The sequence below is a fragment of the Ekhidna sp. genome, assembly GCF_040220215.1.
In the GTDB taxonomy this organism is placed as follows: domain Bacteria; phylum Bacteroidota; class Bacteroidia; order Cytophagales; family Cyclobacteriaceae; genus Ekhidna.
This window is the reverse complement of sequence record NZ_JAVJTR010000009.1, coordinates 149661-166445: the sequence shown is the minus strand read 5'-3', so window position 1 is coordinate 166445 and position 16785 is coordinate 149661. Positions and strand designations below refer to the sequence as shown.

19 protein-coding genes are annotated in these 16785 nt (G+C 42.9%); 6 read left to right on the top strand and 13 right to left on the bottom strand.

Going from position 1 to position 16785, the window contains the following annotated elements:
• Position 1 precedes the first annotated feature (1 nt).
• From RIC88_RS02520 to ccoS, 10 genes are all read right to left on the bottom strand, one after another.
• On the bottom strand, positions 2-574 hold the full coding sequence (locus RIC88_RS02520) for a fasciclin domain-containing protein (protein WP_350215856.1): 573 nt from the start codon (positions 572-574) through the stop codon (positions 2-4).
• A gap of 16 nt (positions 575-590) precedes the next feature.
• On the bottom strand, positions 591-1082 hold the full coding sequence (locus tag RIC88_RS02515; RefSeq protein ID WP_350215855.1) for a c-type cytochrome: 492 nt from the start codon (positions 1080-1082) through the stop codon (positions 591-593).
• Between the two features lie 110 nt (positions 1083-1192).
• Positions 1193-2536, bottom strand: a complete 1344-nt coding sequence (hemN, locus tag RIC88_RS02510) for an oxygen-independent coproporphyrinogen III oxidase (protein WP_350215854.1) — start codon at positions 2534-2536, stop codon at positions 1193-1195.
• A 114-nt stretch (positions 2537-2650) separates the two neighbouring features.
• Positions 2651-3331, bottom strand: coding sequence for a sulfite exporter TauE/SafE family protein (locus RIC88_RS02505; RefSeq protein WP_350215853.1), 681 nt, complete (start codon positions 3329-3331; stop codon positions 2651-2653).
• Complete coding sequence (locus RIC88_RS02500) at positions 3328-3753, bottom strand: FixH family protein (RefSeq protein ID WP_350215852.1); 426 nt, start codon at positions 3751-3753, stop codon at positions 3328-3330. The genes RIC88_RS02505 and RIC88_RS02500 overlap by 4 nt, the downstream gene beginning before the upstream one ends.
• A 266-nt stretch (positions 3754-4019) precedes the next feature.
• Positions 4020-5447, bottom strand: coding sequence for a cytochrome c oxidase accessory protein CcoG (ccoG, locus tag RIC88_RS02495; RefSeq protein WP_350215851.1), 1428 nt, complete (start codon positions 5445-5447; stop codon positions 4020-4022).
• Positions 5447-6418: a cbb3-type cytochrome c oxidase N-terminal domain-containing protein gene (locus RIC88_RS02490; RefSeq protein ID WP_350215850.1), complete on the bottom strand. Its 972-nt coding sequence runs from the start codon at positions 6416-6418 to the stop codon at positions 5447-5449. The genes ccoG and RIC88_RS02490 overlap by 1 nt, the downstream gene beginning before the upstream one ends.
• Positions 6405-6596 carry a CcoQ/FixQ family Cbb3-type cytochrome c oxidase assembly chaperone gene (locus RIC88_RS02485; RefSeq protein ID WP_350215849.1) on the bottom strand — a complete coding sequence of 64 codons (192 nt, stop codon included), beginning with the start codon at positions 6594-6596 and terminating at the stop codon, positions 6405-6407. The genes RIC88_RS02490 and RIC88_RS02485 overlap by 14 nt, the downstream gene beginning before the upstream one ends.
• Positions 6597-6608: 12 nt before the next feature.
• Positions 6609-8777, bottom strand: coding sequence for a cytochrome-c oxidase, cbb3-type subunit I (ccoN, locus tag RIC88_RS02480; RefSeq protein WP_350215848.1), 2169 nt, complete (start codon positions 8775-8777; stop codon positions 6609-6611).
• Positions 8753-8962: a cbb3-type cytochrome oxidase assembly protein CcoS gene (ccoS, locus tag RIC88_RS02475; RefSeq protein WP_350215847.1), complete on the bottom strand. Its 210-nt coding sequence runs from the start codon at positions 8960-8962 to the stop codon at positions 8753-8755. The genes ccoN and ccoS overlap by 25 nt, the downstream gene beginning before the upstream one ends.
• A gap of 148 nt (positions 8963-9110) precedes the next feature.
• Here ccoS and RIC88_RS02470 point away from each other — a divergent pair, with 148 nt between their 5' ends.
• From RIC88_RS02470 to RIC88_RS02455, 4 genes are all read left to right on the top strand, one after another.
• A complete protein-coding gene (locus tag RIC88_RS02470; protein WP_350215846.1) occupies positions 9111-9800 on the top strand; it encodes a hypothetical protein in 690 nt (229 codons plus the stop codon).
• 161 nt (positions 9801-9961) lie between these two features.
• Positions 9962-10423, top strand: coding sequence for a hypothetical protein (locus tag RIC88_RS02465; RefSeq protein WP_350215845.1), 462 nt, complete (start codon positions 9962-9964; stop codon positions 10421-10423).
• An 11-nt stretch (positions 10424-10434) separates the two neighbouring features.
• Complete coding sequence (gene ric / locus RIC88_RS02460) at positions 10435-11157, top strand: iron-sulfur cluster repair di-iron protein (RefSeq protein WP_350215844.1); 723 nt, start codon at positions 10435-10437, stop codon at positions 11155-11157.
• Positions 11158-11245: 88 nt separating this feature from the next.
• Positions 11246-11626 (top strand): hypothetical protein, encoded by a 381-nt coding sequence (locus tag RIC88_RS02455; protein ID WP_350215843.1) that lies wholly within the window; start codon positions 11246-11248, stop codon positions 11624-11626.
• Positions 11627-11677: 51 nt separating this feature from the next.
• Here RIC88_RS02455 and RIC88_RS02450 read toward each other — a convergent pair whose 3' ends face one another.
• Entirely contained in the window at positions 11678-12136 is a 459-nt protein-coding gene (locus RIC88_RS02450; protein WP_350215842.1) for an OsmC family protein, read from the bottom strand.
• 138 nt (positions 12137-12274) lie between these two features.
• On the opposite strand from RIC88_RS02450, the gene RIC88_RS02445 reads away from it, so the two are divergent.
• Together RIC88_RS02445 and trxA are read left to right on the top strand one after the other, a co-directional pair.
• The gene (locus RIC88_RS02445) at positions 12275-13663 is read left to right on the top strand and encodes an MBL fold metallo-hydrolase RNA specificity domain-containing protein (protein WP_350215841.1); all 1389 of its coding nucleotides are present in this window, start codon (positions 12275-12277) and stop codon (positions 13661-13663) included.
• A gap of 17 nt (positions 13664-13680) precedes the next feature.
• A complete protein-coding gene (trxA, locus tag RIC88_RS02440; protein WP_350215840.1) occupies positions 13681-13977 on the top strand; it encodes a thioredoxin in 297 nt (98 codons plus the stop codon).
• Here trxA and RIC88_RS02435 read toward each other — a convergent pair.
• The gene (locus RIC88_RS02435; protein ID WP_350215839.1) at positions 13974-16349 is read right to left on the bottom strand and encodes a heavy metal translocating P-type ATPase; all 2376 of its coding nucleotides are present in this window, start codon (positions 16347-16349) and stop codon (positions 13974-13976) included. The two genes, trxA and RIC88_RS02435, sit on opposite strands and share 4 nt — an antisense overlap.
• Positions 16330-16776: a universal stress protein gene (locus RIC88_RS02430; protein ID WP_350215838.1), complete on the bottom strand. Its 447-nt coding sequence runs from the start codon at positions 16774-16776 to the stop codon at positions 16330-16332. The genes RIC88_RS02435 and RIC88_RS02430 overlap by 20 nt, the downstream gene beginning before the upstream one ends.
• Positions 16777-16785: the final 9 nt, after the last annotated feature.

Below are 16785 nucleotides of genomic sequence, written 5' to 3'. Positions count from 1 at the left end.
TTTAAGGTAAAATCACTTTTTCGATGACATGAATAATTCCATTTGATGCTGGTACCGTCCCGACTATTTTGGCACCTCCAACGCTCACATCATCTCCATCAACAGTCACCTCCAGATAATCACCGGTAGCCATATAAATCTTTCTTCCCTTCCTAGCTTCTCTTTTAAGAGCGTCTATATCGTAAGAACCGGGTGCAGCGTGACGAGTGATTATCGTAGCAAGATCTCCCTTGTTTTCAGGCTTCAAAAGGTTGTCTAATGTGCCTTCAGGTAGTGCGTCGAACGCTTCATTGACAGGAGCAAACACGGTTAGTGGTCCGGCATTGACAAGCACATGCTCAATTTGAGCAGCCTGAACTGCCGCGACTAACGTGCTGTGAGGCTCTGAAGATATCGCTACCTGCAGAATATTCGGATCTGATACTTCGTCTACAACAGAAGCTTGCCCCATCGGATGGCTATCGGTCCCCGTAGAAGCCTCCGAAGAAGAATCACCCTCTTTCTGAGGATTACATGACCATATCAGTGCACAAAGCACCAATAGGGTCAAGGAGTTTAAAATTTTAACTTTCATAATATTAAAGGTTTGGTTATAAGGTTCTGAAGTACTCCAGGATATCGCGAGCCTGTTCTTCAGTCATGTTTTGATTAGCCATGGCAGCACCATTAAACTCGACTAAAAGGTCCTTGGCACATCTGTCCTGCTCCACCATTAGTTGAGGATCAAGGATCATATTCATGATCCATTCAGGACTTCTTCGTTGCATGATTCCTTTTGGTGAAGGACCAATAAAGCGCTTATCTACCTTATGGCAGGCGCTGCAGTTGGTATTGAAAAGTGTTTTCCCTCTCTCAACCATTTCCTGATCAATGGTCTCCGGAAGTGGTAAATCCTTAATTGGCCCTACCCCTTTGTTATCTAGCGTGATACGTTCACTGGCCGGGACATTACTTTCAGCTTCAGTAGGCTCCATTTTAGATTGCTCCTTGATCTGATCAATTTTGCTTTTTCCGCCTCCCCCACCGCTACACGCAGTGAACATCAGGGCTGACAGAAATGCGATTGCATATATACCTTTCATAATCTTGTTGGTTTGAAATTTGATTCGAAGGTATTAGGAGTCGATACTGTGTGGTATGATTAGTGTCAGCTCTGAATATGATCTTTGTTTTGATAGTTGCTTTAACAACATTAAACAGCCTTACTGAACTGTGGAGTACGATTTGATCGACATAAACGGGCATCCAATGCACTACAAATTATCCGGATTACTTCTCGCCCCATTGGCAGCACCTTCATGCCTGTTTCACCATATTCAATTAAATCTTCACCCTCCAATTGATCCAGTAAATCGTAGTTTAAGGAGATGCAATATTCCATGAATTCAGACTCATGCCAGGCAGTTTCAAAATCACACATCAGGTTAAGTATATGCTTCCTGAAAAAGAGATCCTGTTTCGTATGAATGTGGCCTTTGATGATCGGCAACTCTCCCTTCTCCAATAGCTCGTAATACTTTGGAATGCTTTTTTCATTTTGTGCAAACCCAGACCAGCTATCGCTGATGGAACTCACCCCTAATCCAATCAACAACTTGCTGGTAAATGGCGTGTATCCCATGAAGTTTCTATGAAGTTCTCCGTTTTTACGTGCCTCCAATAACTCATCCCCGGGCAATACATAGTGATCCATGCCCACTTCTTCATAGCCAGCTCTCGTAAAAGCCTCCTTACCAAGCAGCATAAATTTCCACTTATTGTCCTCGTCGGGCAGATGCTGCTCATACGATTTCTGTGCGGGTCGCATTGCGGGGACATGCGCATAACTGTAATAGGCAATACGTTCCGGCTTCAATGCGATGATTTGATCCAATGTATTTTGGACGGACTCAATGGTCTGCCCAGGCAAACCATAAACCACATCATAGTTTACTGAGGAATATCCTATCTCACGTGCCTTCTCAGTGATCGCTTTTACTTGCTCAAATGACTGCATACGGTTGATTAGCTTCTGTACATTCAGGTCAAAATCCTGTATACCAAAGCTCACCCGATCAAAACCAAGCTGATGTAAGGTCTCCAGATGTTTGGCTGTGGTGTTGGCCGGGTGCCCTTCGAACGACATCTGAAATTCTTTGGAGAGTGTAGCCTTTTCAATGATTCCCGAAAGCAATCGATTGAGGTTTTCCGGAGCGAAGAAAGTTGGTGTCCCGCCACCCAGATGAATTTCTCTAATCAATGGTTTTTCAGGAAGTCTTTCCAAATACAACTCCCACTCCATCAATAAATGATCAATGTATGGTTCTTCTACCTGATGGTTTTTAGTGATCCTGGTATTGCAGGCACAATACGTACACAAGCTCTCACAAAAGGGCAAGTGAATATAGATGCTCACCTCTTTGCTACTCTCCCAGAACGCAGATTGTAGGGTCTTTTCATAGCCTTCAATCGTGAAGCTATCCGGCTCCCAGAATGGCACGGTTGGGTAGCTTGTATATCTCGGAACAGGTTGGTTATATTTCTTCAGGTCTTGCATAAATCAAAATTTGACCCAAAGCTAGAGACGTGAAAAAGGGTTTGGTTTGATGAATGGAAGGGTCGAATATGATTTATATCAGGACCCATCCCTAACCCTTCTCAGAGAGGAGAATTAGAGTCCACAAACCGTAATTAATCCAGCTGCATTGGCTTGAACCATTTGATTGAACTGGGGGAAAGTTGATAAGAGACCTCTCATGATGAGGATAGATCCGGAGATGATGGCAATGACAGGTATGGCCCTAGGTATTAGAGCATTCAATCGCCGCGAAAATACACTTCCAGCAAATGAAAGAGTTATCAGTGCAGGTAGTGTTCCAAGTCCGAATAGCACCATGAACGAAGCTCCTTCAAGAGGGTTTCCTATAGCGACTGCACCCGCAGCAGCGACATAAGTCAATCCACAAGGAAAAAAGCCATTGGCGATTCCACTCAAAAACCAACGCTTTCGCATGGAAAGGTTCTTCGAGAGGAATGACTTCAAAAAATGATAAAATTTTGACTCGTAGTAAAAGCGCTCCAGCTGATGCCGAATTGATGGAATTCCGTAAAGGACAATCAAGCCAAAGCCCAGAACAAATGCTAAAATTTGCTGAAGCTGGAAAAGAGCTACCGTAGCTCCAATGAGTCCTAAAATCAGGCCAATCAAAACATAAGTGAGAATTCTACCCGAATGGTACATCACAAAACCTGTCTTAGATTGCCTGGGGCCCATAAAGGCCATCATCACCGGACCACACATGCTCACACAGTGCAAGCTCCCAAACAAGCCGATGATGAATGCCCCAATCATTGGATGTAAATGCTGGATTGCTGATAAAAATCTTCTTCTCCTGTCTGCCAGGTAATGTTGACTCGATAACTACCGGCTATCAATTCTGACCGATCGATCTTTTGTATCTGACTGTCTGATAAATCAATATCAAACGTACGATCAAACATCTTCCTCGACGGGTGATAGAAATGGATTGTCCCTGTTGTCCCCTTATCAGGGAAAGTCAGGTGTACTTCTCCGCCTTTTTGGCTAACCAATACCTCCTTTCCTTCCTCAGAAGCATTGGAAAGTCTGTTTAGTTTTTGCTGGTAATTGATTTCCTGTGCATAATAGTCTTCGGCGACCAGATCAAAGTCCTCCTGAAATGCCTTGACCACCATGTAGCCAATGAACCCTGCAAAGAGCACAAACGCTACTACTATTTTATTTCCCCAGTTCATATTTTCTTATTTAAAAACCGTCATTCTGAGTCTCAACGAACCGCAGGTTCCTGAGACGAAAGAATCTCCCCGATCAAGGGGACTCTTTCGGTTCCCTCAGAGTGACGATTCGGTTTTTGTATTTGAAATTTTGGTTCAAAACATCCCCCTCCTTCAGCACACCCGGCGCACCCCCGAAACGTCGGACCGTCGAAGCGTCGAACCGCTTCAAAGGGGGAATTGTTCCGATCAAAATCCTCAATTATTCATTATCAATTCTCAATTGTCTAGTTCGTTGGTCCCAAAAATTTAGTCTCAACCGTCTCCACCAGCTCATCACCTGAATACACCCCAATGGTTGCCATAGTGCTCATTTTCTCAATGTCTTTCGGATCCATGATGATGAAAAAAGCGCCCTCACCTATCCCCTGCTCTACTAAATCGATAGCACCTCCGATCATTTCTATTCTACCATTTGGTTCAATAAGCTCAAAGCGCACATCCATAGCGTCATTGGTTTTGTTCACCATTTTCACCTGGTACAGGTTCGTGATCATACCGTCTTCCCTTTCTTGGTATAGGATTCCGGGGGTTCTCAAAATGGTTGTTTCAAAATCAGAACGCACTAGCAATAATGTAATCAGCACACCAACCAAAAGGATAAGAACTCCCGAATAGGCTTTCATCCGCGCTGTGAAATGAAATGGCTTTTTCTCTACTATGTTTTCTTCAGAGGCGTATCGAACCAGCCCTCGTGGCTTGCCTATTCGATCCATGATTGAATCACATGCGTCGATGCATGCCGTACAGTTCACGCATTCCAGCTGTGTGCCGTTGCGAATATCAATGCCAGTCGGGCATACGTACTCACACTGATTGCAATCGATGCAATCACCTTTATCAACTGACTCACGGTCTTCTCCTTTCCTAAACTTACCCCGCTGCTCACCTCGTACATGGTCATAGGCCACTACCACACTTTGCTTGTCCAACAATACGCCCTGCAGTCTTCCGTATGGGCATATAGTCGTACAAACCTGCTCTCGCATCTGACTAAAAACACCATAGAATAGTCCCGTAAATACGAACATTGCGATGAAGCCAGCAGTGTTCTCAGCAGGTCCCTCATCGATAATGTTCCAAACCTCATCCACTCCTACCATATAGGCCATGAAGGTGTGCATAATCAGCACACTAACCATGATGAAAAGTGCGTGTTTTATTGACTTTTTAACAAGCTTCTCTCTATCCCATGGTTGTTTATCCAGTTTTCGCTGAGCCATGTAATCCCCCTCAATCCAGTACTCTATCTTTCGAAAAACTCCCTCCATGAAAATGGTCTGCGGACAAATCCATCCACAGAAAATACGACCGAATACTACAGTGAAGAGAATGATAAATACCAGTGAGGCCAGCATGCCAATCACAAACAGAAAGAAATCCTGCGGCCAGAATACCTGTCCGAAAATGATGAACTTTCTTTCAAAAACATTAAAGAGTAGAAAAGGCTGACCATCTATTTTAATAAATGGTGCACCAAATAGTAGCAATAGCAGGAGATAACTGACTAACGATCGATAGTTGGTGAACTTACCCCGCGGTTTTTTGGGGTACACCCACACACGTTTCCCCTCTTTATCCACCGTGGATAGGTGATCTCGAAACGTTTCCTCAGCGCTCTCCTGCTCCTGATATATGTCTTTAACATTGTCCATCAACAGCACTCACCTTCTTCCAGGTCTGCTTTATCATCTACATAATCCGGATTGGAAGTCGGATCACCTTCTGATTCCAAACCTTCATTGCTTCGTTCAATTAGTTCACCCTGAGGCTCTTTAGGATTATCGGCAGGTTGTCCTTCCATCATATAGATGTAGCTGGCCACTTGTTGCATTTTCTTTGGAGAAAGTTGCGTCTCCCATGCAATCATGCCCTTGGACGGAACACCGTATTTGATAGTTTTGAAGATTGAAGGCATATCCCCTCCATGTAGCCAATATTTATCCGTAAAGTTGGGACCAACACCACCACCACCATCTGCCGCATGGCAGACGGAACAGTTTTGTTCGTAAATAGCCTTACCTGCATCCAGGTCTGCTGATTCAATGGAAAGGGTCACGTTGCTTTCATCAACCAGATTGTCAAGGGAAGCGAGATATGCTTTAAGGTCCTCTTCGGCCTGAATCATTTCAGTTTGAAATTCCTCCTCCTGAGTAGGTCCTGTTCCCAGCACTTCATAATTGATCAAATAAACGACCGCAAAAACGATGGAGATGTAAAAACCATACAACCACCAGGGTGGTAGTTTATTATCCAATTCTCGAATGCCATCGTACTCATGGCTGGTTGCCACTTCGTGTTCTTTGGAGACCGGCACAGAGGCATTCATTCTATTCCAGAACTTTCTCCAGAAACCCACCTGTTCTTCCCCTTCTTTAGCCGGAATTAATTCCTTCTCCTCTTCCACTATGCCCATTTCGGCACGTTTAAGTCGAAGTACAGCCTTTAATGCCATCAGGAGGATGAACATGGCTGAAACCACAACTACGCATATTAAGACAATGAGTGCAAGAATGATCTCCAACTTATATAGCTCAAAAAAGCTTTGCTGCCCAGCATCCTGTCCGAAAGAAAGACCGGGCAGAGCTGCCATTACAGTCATAAGTAAATACTTAAGCACCTTCATGATCGGTATCGTTTGAGTCCAAAGGAATATTTGAAATGTCATTGAAAAGCTTCTTGTCTACTTTCAAAACATAAATTATCAATGCGATAAAAAAGACAAAGAAGATGACGAAGGAGATCACGGGATAGATCTCTATCCCTGCGATGGTCTCCATATGATGTTTGATAAATTTCAGCATAGTTGTACGTTTTTAGTTCCCTTCAGCTACTCCTTCCACATTCTTAATATCAGTGCCCAACCGTTGCAGGTAGGCAATCAGTGCGATGATTTCAGCATCACTGCTCATTTTTATTCCTTCCAGCTCCAGTCCTTTGGAAATCAATGCAGCCTGATTTTCGGCATCTGCCACCGCCTGTTGATCAAAACCCTCTGGATACGGAACTCCAAGTGTCTGCATGGCTCGAATCTTAGCCGGTGTTAGTTCTTTATCCCACTCCTGTTCATAGAGCCATGGATATGGTGGCATGATCGATCCCGGAGACATGCTTGTCGGGTCCAGCATATGGTAGAAGTGCCAGCTATCCGGATATTTTCCTCCTAGTCTATGTAAGTCCGGTCCTGTTCGCTTGGATCCCCATTGAAATGGGTGATCATAGACAAACTCTCCCGCTTTAGAGTATTCTAAATCCACAGGGTCATATCGCATCACCTCCGAGCGGAAGGGGCGAATCATTTGGGAGTGACAGGTATAGCAACCTTCCCTGACATATATGTCTCTTCCATTCAATTCCAGTGCAGTGTATGGTTTCACAGTAGAAATAGTGGGCACATTGCTTTGTATTAAAAAGGTTGGTACGATTTCAATCACCCCTCCAATGGCTACCAGGATCAAACTCCATACAAGCATTCTTACCGGCTTCCATTCAAATATCCTTCTGTGCCAGTGCTCACTCTTTTCAGGTTTGTAGTCTTTCATCAATGGAGCTGCCTGTGCCTCGGTGCTTGGCTGGAATTTGCCCGAGCGAGCTGTTTTCACAAGGTTGAACACCATCACAAACACACCACTGAGATAAAGCAAACCGCCGAATGCTCTGAGCGCATACATCGGGATGATCTGCGTCACAGTTTCAAGGAAATTGCTGTATACAAGCGTACCATCCGGGTTGAACTGTTTCCACATCAAGCTTTGTGTGAACCCTGCCCAGTACATTGGGATCGCATAGAATAAGATACCCATGGTCCCAATCCAGAAATGGACATTTGCCAATTTCTGTGAGTGCAGTTTGGTTCCGTATAGCTTCGGAATGAGGTAATAAAGCATCGCGAACGTCAGAAATCCATTCCATCCTAGACCACCCACGTGCACATGAGCGACAATCCAGTCCGTAAAGTGACCGATGGCATTCACGTTCTTAAGTGATAATAGTGGCCCTTCGAAAGTGGCCATACCATAGCAGGTAATTGCCACCACCATGAATTTCAGAATAGCATCTTCACGTACTTTATCCCATGCTCCTCTTAGCGTCAAGAGACCATTCAGCATACCACCCCAGGATGGAGCGATTAACATCACTGAGAAAACTACACCCAGTGACTGGGCCCAGTCAGGTAAAGCATTATATAACAGGTGGTGTGGACCAGCCCAGATATAAATGAATATCAATGCCCAGAAGTGAATGATTGAAAGACGATATGAGTAGATCGGACGACCGGATGCTTTCGGGATGAAGTAATACATCAAACCCAGGTATGGAGTGGTCAGGAAGAATGCAACCGCATTATGGCCATACCACCACTGCACCAATGCATCCTGCACTCCGGCATACCAGGAGTAACTCTTCATGAAGTCAATTGGCAACTCAAATGAGTTGACAATGTGTAGCATGGCTACCGTTACGAAAGTGGCGATGTAGAACCAAATAGCTACATACAAGTGACGTTCTCTTCGCTTGACGATGGTCATAAACATATTGAGACCGAACACCACCCAAATCAAGGCAAATGCGATATCAATTGGCCATTCTAATTCTGCGTATTCCTTTCCCGAAGTAAAGCCCAAAGGAAGCGTAATAGCTGCCGAAAGAATGATCAACTGCCAGCCCCAGAAATGAATCTTGCTGAGCAGGTCACTATACATCCGTGCTTTGCACAATCGCTGAAGGGAGTAGTACACGCCCGCAAAAATTCCGTTCCCCACAAAAGCAAAAATCACCGCATTGGTGTGCAGTGGTCTTACTCGCCCGAAGGTGGTATATTGTAATCCGAAGTTGGCTTCCGGCCACACAAACTGGCATGCAACAAGAAGTCCCACCGACATACCGATAATTCCGAATACCGTGGTGGCAATTAGGAAGTTTCGAACCGTGGTGTTGTCATAATGGAAGGTCTCCAGACCTACTTTTTGGTTGTTTTCTGACATTGGTCACTAGGTTTATTACTAATACTTTTGGAAGAGACCGAAGGTCCCTCATCCTCAAAAAGGATGCGGACAGAGGGTGTATAGTCATCCTCAAACTGCCCTGAGCGGGAAGCCCAGAGGAATGCTCCGAGGAAGCTGCCTGCCAATAACAGGCTACATGCGATGAGAATAAATATGACACTCATAATCCAGTGACAAGATTAGCAGAGTGATGCAGGGTAGCTAATGAGGGGTGTTAGTGAAGGATATGATTTTTATCAGCCGGACATGGAAATTAAAGCAACCTATCATTTAAAAAACCATTTTATTTAAATTCACATTAACTGTTTAAAGATGCCGATTGATAAAAGAGATTTGCCATTATCCATTCTGAAAGCTATTGAACCAATAGCTAATAAGAAATCTGATCTATTTCGAATTAAAGACAAGGATGGGTTTCTATTTTGTTTTGAAGACAACCATGAGGATCCAAAGCATCACTTCGAGATAAAATCACATAAAAAAAACGGAAACACATTACTCCTTCAGGTTAACATTAAACCAAAAGGTGAAAATGACCCATCAGAATGGAGTGCTGATTTGCAGGTGACTCAAATAGCAGACTATTTTAAAAAATGGATTAGCAATCTGGATGGATACCGGTCAATGACTTTTTTTGATGATCCGTTATTAAATCAATATCAAAAGGAATTTTATAGCGACTTTGAAATTATTGATCCTGACGCTGATGAAAATAGTTATGATCTTAACACACAAATGTGGCTTGATAAGTATCTGGAGCAATCACTTCAATTATTAGAATCTTACCCAAGTAATTCTGAAATTGAATTAATAAAAAGTGATTTGAAAAATATTAAAGAAAACCAAACTAAGCTAACTAAAAGAAAAGTTGTTGAAGCTTTGTCAAAAGTTTACGCCAAAGCGAGGAAGTATGGATTGAAGTTACTTCATGAACTTTATCACGAGGCAAAAAAGGAAATAATTAAGCAACTGGTTTCTGGGAAGATTGAACTACCAGGATAGTTCTTAGTAACTCCTTAGTCCTTTAAAAAATTCTCACTTCATTCGAAATGACTGGATAAAGCCTTCAAATAACTCTTCGCCCTCCTTCAACCTGACTAATATCATGCTTCGATAAGACGATGCTCATTCTTTGATTCTGCCTACCTGCAGATCATTGCAGCATGAAAGCAACCACAATGAATGAGGCGGTGGTGAAGAGCCCGCTACGGATCAGTGTCGTATTCCTTTGGATTGGATTTGTCTGTGCCATCAGCTTCATGGAAGCCTGGCTGAAGTTCCAGGCACCCGGCATTACATTATCGCTGGGATTGGGGATTGGGAGACTGGTTTTTGGAGCGCTCAATAAGGTAGAGATTGTGTTCGCATTTTCTTTACTGATTAGTATCATTTCAGATGAGGAAATCAAGACGACCGCTTCTAAGATTTTGATGCTTCCACTTCTTATCCTGTTTACCCAATCCGTATGGCTGCTCCCGGCACTGGATGCGAGAGCCGAATTATACATGCTCAATCACCCACCCATGTCGTCTAATCTGCATGTTTACTACGTGGTTGCAGAAGTCATCAAAGTTTGCGGATTGTTTGCATACGGACTTCAGCTTTTTAGATCAAGAACTTTATAAATCAAATCAATATGTCAATAACAGCTAAACAAATTATCGGAGAGTTGGTAGCGGAAGATTACCGCACAGCCACTGTATTTAAAGAAAGAAACATAGACTTCTGCTGCAATGGTGATCGCACAATTGGTGAAGCATGCGCACTCAAGAAAATCGATGAGAATGAGGTATTGGGAGCACTTGAAGAAGTGACCCGTGGCAAAGACATCCCGACAGACCACCCGAGGGATATGGCTCCTGATGAGCTGGCGGATTACATTGTGGAAACACATCATACCTATGTTGAGAAAAAACTACCTGAGCTCAAAACCTACCTTAAAAAAGTGGCGGTGGTGCATGGAGAGCACAATCCTGAAGTAGTGAAAATCCACGAGCTATTCGAAGCGTCAGCAGGTGAATTGGCCATGCACATGAAAAAGGAAGAGATGATCTTGTTTCCCTTCATTAAGAAAATGATGAAAGCCAAAGAGACCGGAGAGCGGCTGAATCCCCCACACTTTGGATCGGCTGAAAACCCAATCAACATGATGCGTCATGAACATGCGACTGAAGGGGATCGATTTAGGGAAATTGCTGAGTTGAGCAATAACTACGCACCTCCCGTACATGCATGCAATACCTATCGTGTGAGCTATGCCATGCTACGAGAGTTTGAAGAAGATTTACATCGACATATTCATCTTGAGAATAATATCCTTTTCCCAAAAGCTATCGCGTTGGAAAAAGAGTTGTTGTAAAAGAATGAAAGGTCATGTGAGCACATGACAGAGCTCATATTTTAGATCATTGAGTTTGGTCACTTTAGAGTAACTAAATAAAATGATCATGGAACTATCGATTTTTATAGCCCGTACCTTAGGTGTCATGTATGTCACAGTCGGTATCGGGCTTTTTCTTTTTCGGGAGACTTACATTTTGGCTTTTAGAAAGATATTAGAGAGCCCCGGTTATGCACTACTCGGAGGATTTATGGCAATTGTTGGGGGAATGGCACTGGTCACCTATCACAATCTTTGGGTCAATGATTGGCGAGTGGTTATAACCCTCATAGGGTGGATCGCTTTGATAAAAGGAGTTATTCTAATCATGTTCCCCACCTTCCTTGACATGTTTAAAGGCATATTACAAGTACGTAAAGGGAAAGGACTTACCATTGCGATTGTTCTTTTTGGCTTAGTGTTTATTTACCTGGGCTTTATTAGATAAGTCAAAGAATGAGGGCTAACTAAGATTCCTCTTATATGAACCCTCATTTCCCTACTCAGCCACTTCCAACACCTCAATATTTGGTGTCATGATCACCTCGGATTTAATTGAATTAGAAATCAAACAAGCTTTTTCTGATTTTTCCAAAACCCGCTCTGCTCTACCCCTATCTTTTTCATTCAAAATCACCACCTTAGGTTCCAGGATAATTTGGGTCATCAGGTAACGGCCATCCACTTTTTCCAGCTTCCCTTTAGACTTACAGTTAAAGCTTTCAAATTCCAGGTTTGAATTTTCAGCAATTGCCAGGAAGGTCGTCATCAAACAGCTACTCACAGAAGCTGTAAATAGATGCTCAGGAGACCAGATTCCAGGTATCCCTTTCGGGAACTCCGGCGGAGTAGCTACATCGATGCAGCTATTGGCATCCTTGTTCAACTCCGGCGAACACATCACTCCTTTTCGGTCAGCGTTCCAATTGATATCCACATTGTATATATGAGATTCCATAAAAATAGAGGGTTTAATTTTTATGTACAAAGCACATTCATTTGCTCTGAATCTTGGCTGATTTTAGTCAGTTCAGAAGCGGATTATGATCATGTTTATCTCCTAAAATAGTCTGTTATTATTCACTAACTTCATCCCGTGGATATACGCATAAAGTTTCTGGGTGGGGCCGGATCGGTAACCGGTTCCAAGTTCCTTTTGATGATTGATGATTTCAACCTCCTGATTGATTGTGGGCTTTTTCAGGGACTAAAAGAGCTTAGGCTTAGAAACTGGGATGATCTGCCGATCGATCCTGACTCTATCGATACAGTCCTGCTGACCCACGCTCATATCGACCACTCAGGGTACCTTCCGCTTCTATTTAAAAATGGTTTTGGAGGCAAAATTCATTGCACCGAACCCACCAGGGAATTAGCAGAGATACTTTTAACGGACAGTGCCAAACTTCAGGAAGAAGAAGCAGAGTTTGCTAATAGAAAAGGATACAGTAAACACAATCCGGCCAAACCTCTTTACAAAGTAGAGGATGCACTGGATGTCATGCATTCATTCAAATCACATCCTTTTGAAAAGACATTTCGAATTCATGATCAAATTGAAGTAAGATTCTTCCATGCCGGCCATATACTGGGTGCAGCAAGTATTGAGGTCAAAATCTATACGAGTCAGGGAACAAAAAAATTGGTTTTCTCTGGTGATCTAGGCCCTATGCACAGTCCGCTTCATGTAGCACCTTCAAACCCACCTGATGCCGATATATTGTTCATGGAATCAACCTACGGGGCACGGAATCACAAAGATCAAAACCTGGAAGCTGAACTTCGGCAATTGATCATGGAGAGTGATAAGCTTGGAGGCTGCATACTCATCCCGGCATTCTCACTAGGAAGAACACAGCTTGTCTTGTATTATCTCTGGAAAATCTTCCAGAACATGAGGTCAAGACCGATTTATGTGGATAGTCCAATGGCAATCAGTGTGACACGCCTGTATAAACAGTTCACAAGCTATCATAGACTGGAAAGCGATAGTGAATTTGGTCATCACATTTTTGATGCACCATTCGTACACTATGTAACCGAGCAAAGTAAATCCAAGGTTTTGAACACCATTAAAGATCGGGCAATCATCATTTCAGCAAGTGGGATGGCCACCGGAGGTCGCATCTTACATCATTTATATCATCGGCTTCCAAATAAGCAGGACACGATACTATTCACCGGATTCTTGCCGGAAGGAACCCGGGGAAAAGACATTGCCAATGAAGAACCTAAAGTCAAAATATTTGGAGAAGACGTGGATGTAAGAGCAAGGGTTCATGTGTTGGATGGCCTGTCGGCACATGCAGATCAGGATGAATTAATGGAATGGTCCGGGCACATAAAGAAGGCTCCTAAAATGACCTTTTTGATTCACGGAGAAAAAGAACAATCCTATATCCTGAAACAACGTATTGAGGGGAAAGGCTGGAATGTAACCATTCCGGACTATCTGGAAACTTTTACACTCTATGATCATGTTTAAAGATGAAATCATGAACCATGTCAAAATTCAATGAATTAATTAATGGTGATCAACCTGTGCTGGTTGACTTTCACGCCACTTGGTGCGGACCCTGTCACACAATGGCTCCTATCCTGGAAGAATTGAAATCTGAGAATGGGAGTAAGGCCAGAATCATCAAGGTGGACATTGATAAGAATCAGGCAGCCGCTCAGAAATATAACGTGCGCGGTGTTCCTACATTCATTCTCTTCAAACAAGGAAAGCAAGTTTGGCGTCAGTCTGGAGCCATCCCAAAACATATGCTGGAGCAGGCAATCAATCAGTCAGCTTAATAGGTCAGCTTCCTTCCAATCCAACCTACCATAAGTGTTACAAATCCAACAACTGTGACTGAACTGACAGGCATCAGGATTGCTGAAATCAGTGGAGTTAAATGCCCTGACATAGCAAAAGAAAGTCCGACAATGTTGTAAAGAAATGAGATTGCAAAAGCGATGAATACAACATTTATGACTTGCTTCGAAAATTTCAAAATATTCGGAATGGAGGTCACTTTCTCAGAAGCAAGAATGGCATCACAAGCAGGTGAAAACTGGTGAATATCTTCAGAAATGGCGATACCAACTGATGCCTCATTGAGTGCTCCGGCATCATTTAGCCCGTCTCCTACCATCAGCTGATGCTTATCACTCCTTTTCAGGTATGCCAACTTATCCATTGGTTTTTGATTGAAAAAAACATCATTAAAATATGGCTCAAGATGATCCTTCTCAGCTGAATTATCTCCGGATAACAAACTCAACAGGTACTTGTTTTTCAGGTCTTTGAGCATTTCAAAAACGCCTTTCCGATAATTTGACCTTATGGTGAAAAAACCTTTTTTACATCCCACCAATACATATACTCTTGACTCATTGATGCCGGAATCATTGCTAGCTAAATCCAGGAACTCTGCCGAACCAACCTTGACCATCACCCCATCCACATTCGCCACAAACCCTTTTCCAGTTATTTCTTCAAATTGACTGATTGGACGTTTCTCACTTTGGGGCAATTCTCGATGAATGATTCTGCTCAATGGATGCGCCGAGTTAGCGATTGCCGATTTAAGGCAAACCATTTCTCTCCCATCAATCACATCGCCCGAATAATCAATTCCTGCCTCTGTCATCGTAAGGGTTCCAGTCTTATCAAAAACGATCGCATCTACTTTTGCCATCGATTCAATCACCTCTGCATTTCTAAGGTATAGTCCTAGTTTTCCCAGTTTGCGCATAGCATGACCGTATGAGAATGGCAACACAAGCGCAAGGGCACAAGGGCATGCCACAATCAAAACAGCCGTTACCGAGTTCCAGATGAGCGTCGGATCATTAATCCACCAAAAAACTGCTGTATAGACAGCTAGCAAAATGATGGTCATGGTGAAGTACTTACTGATTTTATCCACCCAGTTATGCAGGTTGGCTTTCACATTTTCACTTGAAGCGTTTGTATTCCAAACACTGGTCAATTCGCTGTTATTGACGGTCTCTCTCAGCTCGATGACCAGCTCACCTCCCTTTTGTCTTCCTCCGGCGAATACCTTTTGTCCAGGCTCCTTGAATTCCGGTCGGGACTCCCCTGTCACAAAACTGTAATCTATGTTTCCTTTACCAGTCCTGATCATTCCATCAGCCGGGATCAACTCATCATTATGAATGACAACTACATCCCCTTTTTTCAAATCTTTCAATGATCGTTGTATCTCCTCTCCGTCAACCGTACAGGTAACTGAAACCGGAAAATAAGAAGTAAAATCACGATCAAAGGAAAGTGCCTGATACGTTTTTCCCTGATACCATTTTCCTATCAACAGAAAGAACACCAGACCAGCCAATGAATCTACATATCCTGTACCTATTCCGGATATAATTTCATAAGCACTCCTCCCAAAGAGTGTAAGAATTCCCAATGCAATTGGCACATCAATATTCAGATTCCCAAATCGAATTCCTTTCCATGCTTTGCTGAAATAGTCGCTAGCTGAATATAATAGAACAGGGAATGAAAGTGCTAAATTGATCCAGTTGAAAACGGATTTAAAATCATTGGTCAATAAAAAATTGCTATCCAGATATTCGGGCATGCTCATAAGCATGGCATTACCAAAACAGAATCCGGCTACAGCGATCTTTGTACCGATGCTGGACTTAATCACCTGTTTCTTGGTCTTATCCAGACTATCAAGTGTAATCCCAGGCGCATAGCCTAATTGTGAAAGGAGTACTGCGAGGTTCTTTAATGACTTTTGATGATGATCAAACGTGATTACTACCTCTCGTTTCACAAAATTCACTTCAGATCGCACAACTGCTCCATCCAGTTTTGGTAAATGCTCAAGCAAATAAATGCATGAGCTACAATGGATGCCCGGAAGAAACCACTTCACTACTGATACCTCATCACTCTTGAATCTCAGTAGCTGACTTTTAAAATCCTCATTATCCAGAAAGGCGAATTTACGTTCGGCTTTTAGCTCAGATAATGATTTGTTTTCCTTTGACGTTTCCGAATAGTGCTGATTTAGGTTGCTTTGATCCAGCAATTCATACACTGCCCTGCAGCCGTAGCAGCAAAAATGATGATCACTAGCTTGTATTGAATCATCACACGGATCCCCACAGTGTTCACACTTGATATCCTCAGCTTGCAATAGCTCCATGCGATGTGCGATTAGGTACGATCATCACCGGCACACCACTTTCCCTGATGACTTTGACGGTATGACTGCCAATTTCATTTGTTGACCCGTTGCTATTAATCCCAACGATCACCAAGTCGAATTTGTGATCTTTGATAAACTGAAGTATGGTTTTCTCCACATTTCCTGTGAGCACTACATTCTGAATTTTGTCATCAGAAAAGTCAATCAAATTTTGAGATAGGTGATTCATTCGTTCTTTGAACTGTTGCAACTGACTTTCTGTAACATTTGGTAATTCCTTTCCTGAGTACCTTGAGGAATCGGGATAAACGTGCAAGAAAGAAATGGAAGCTTCTTTGTAATGCTGATATAGCTCTATTCCTACCTGTGTAGCATTCCAGGAAGCAGGAGAAAAATCTGTAGGGATTAATATACTCGTGATCACTCGCAGTTT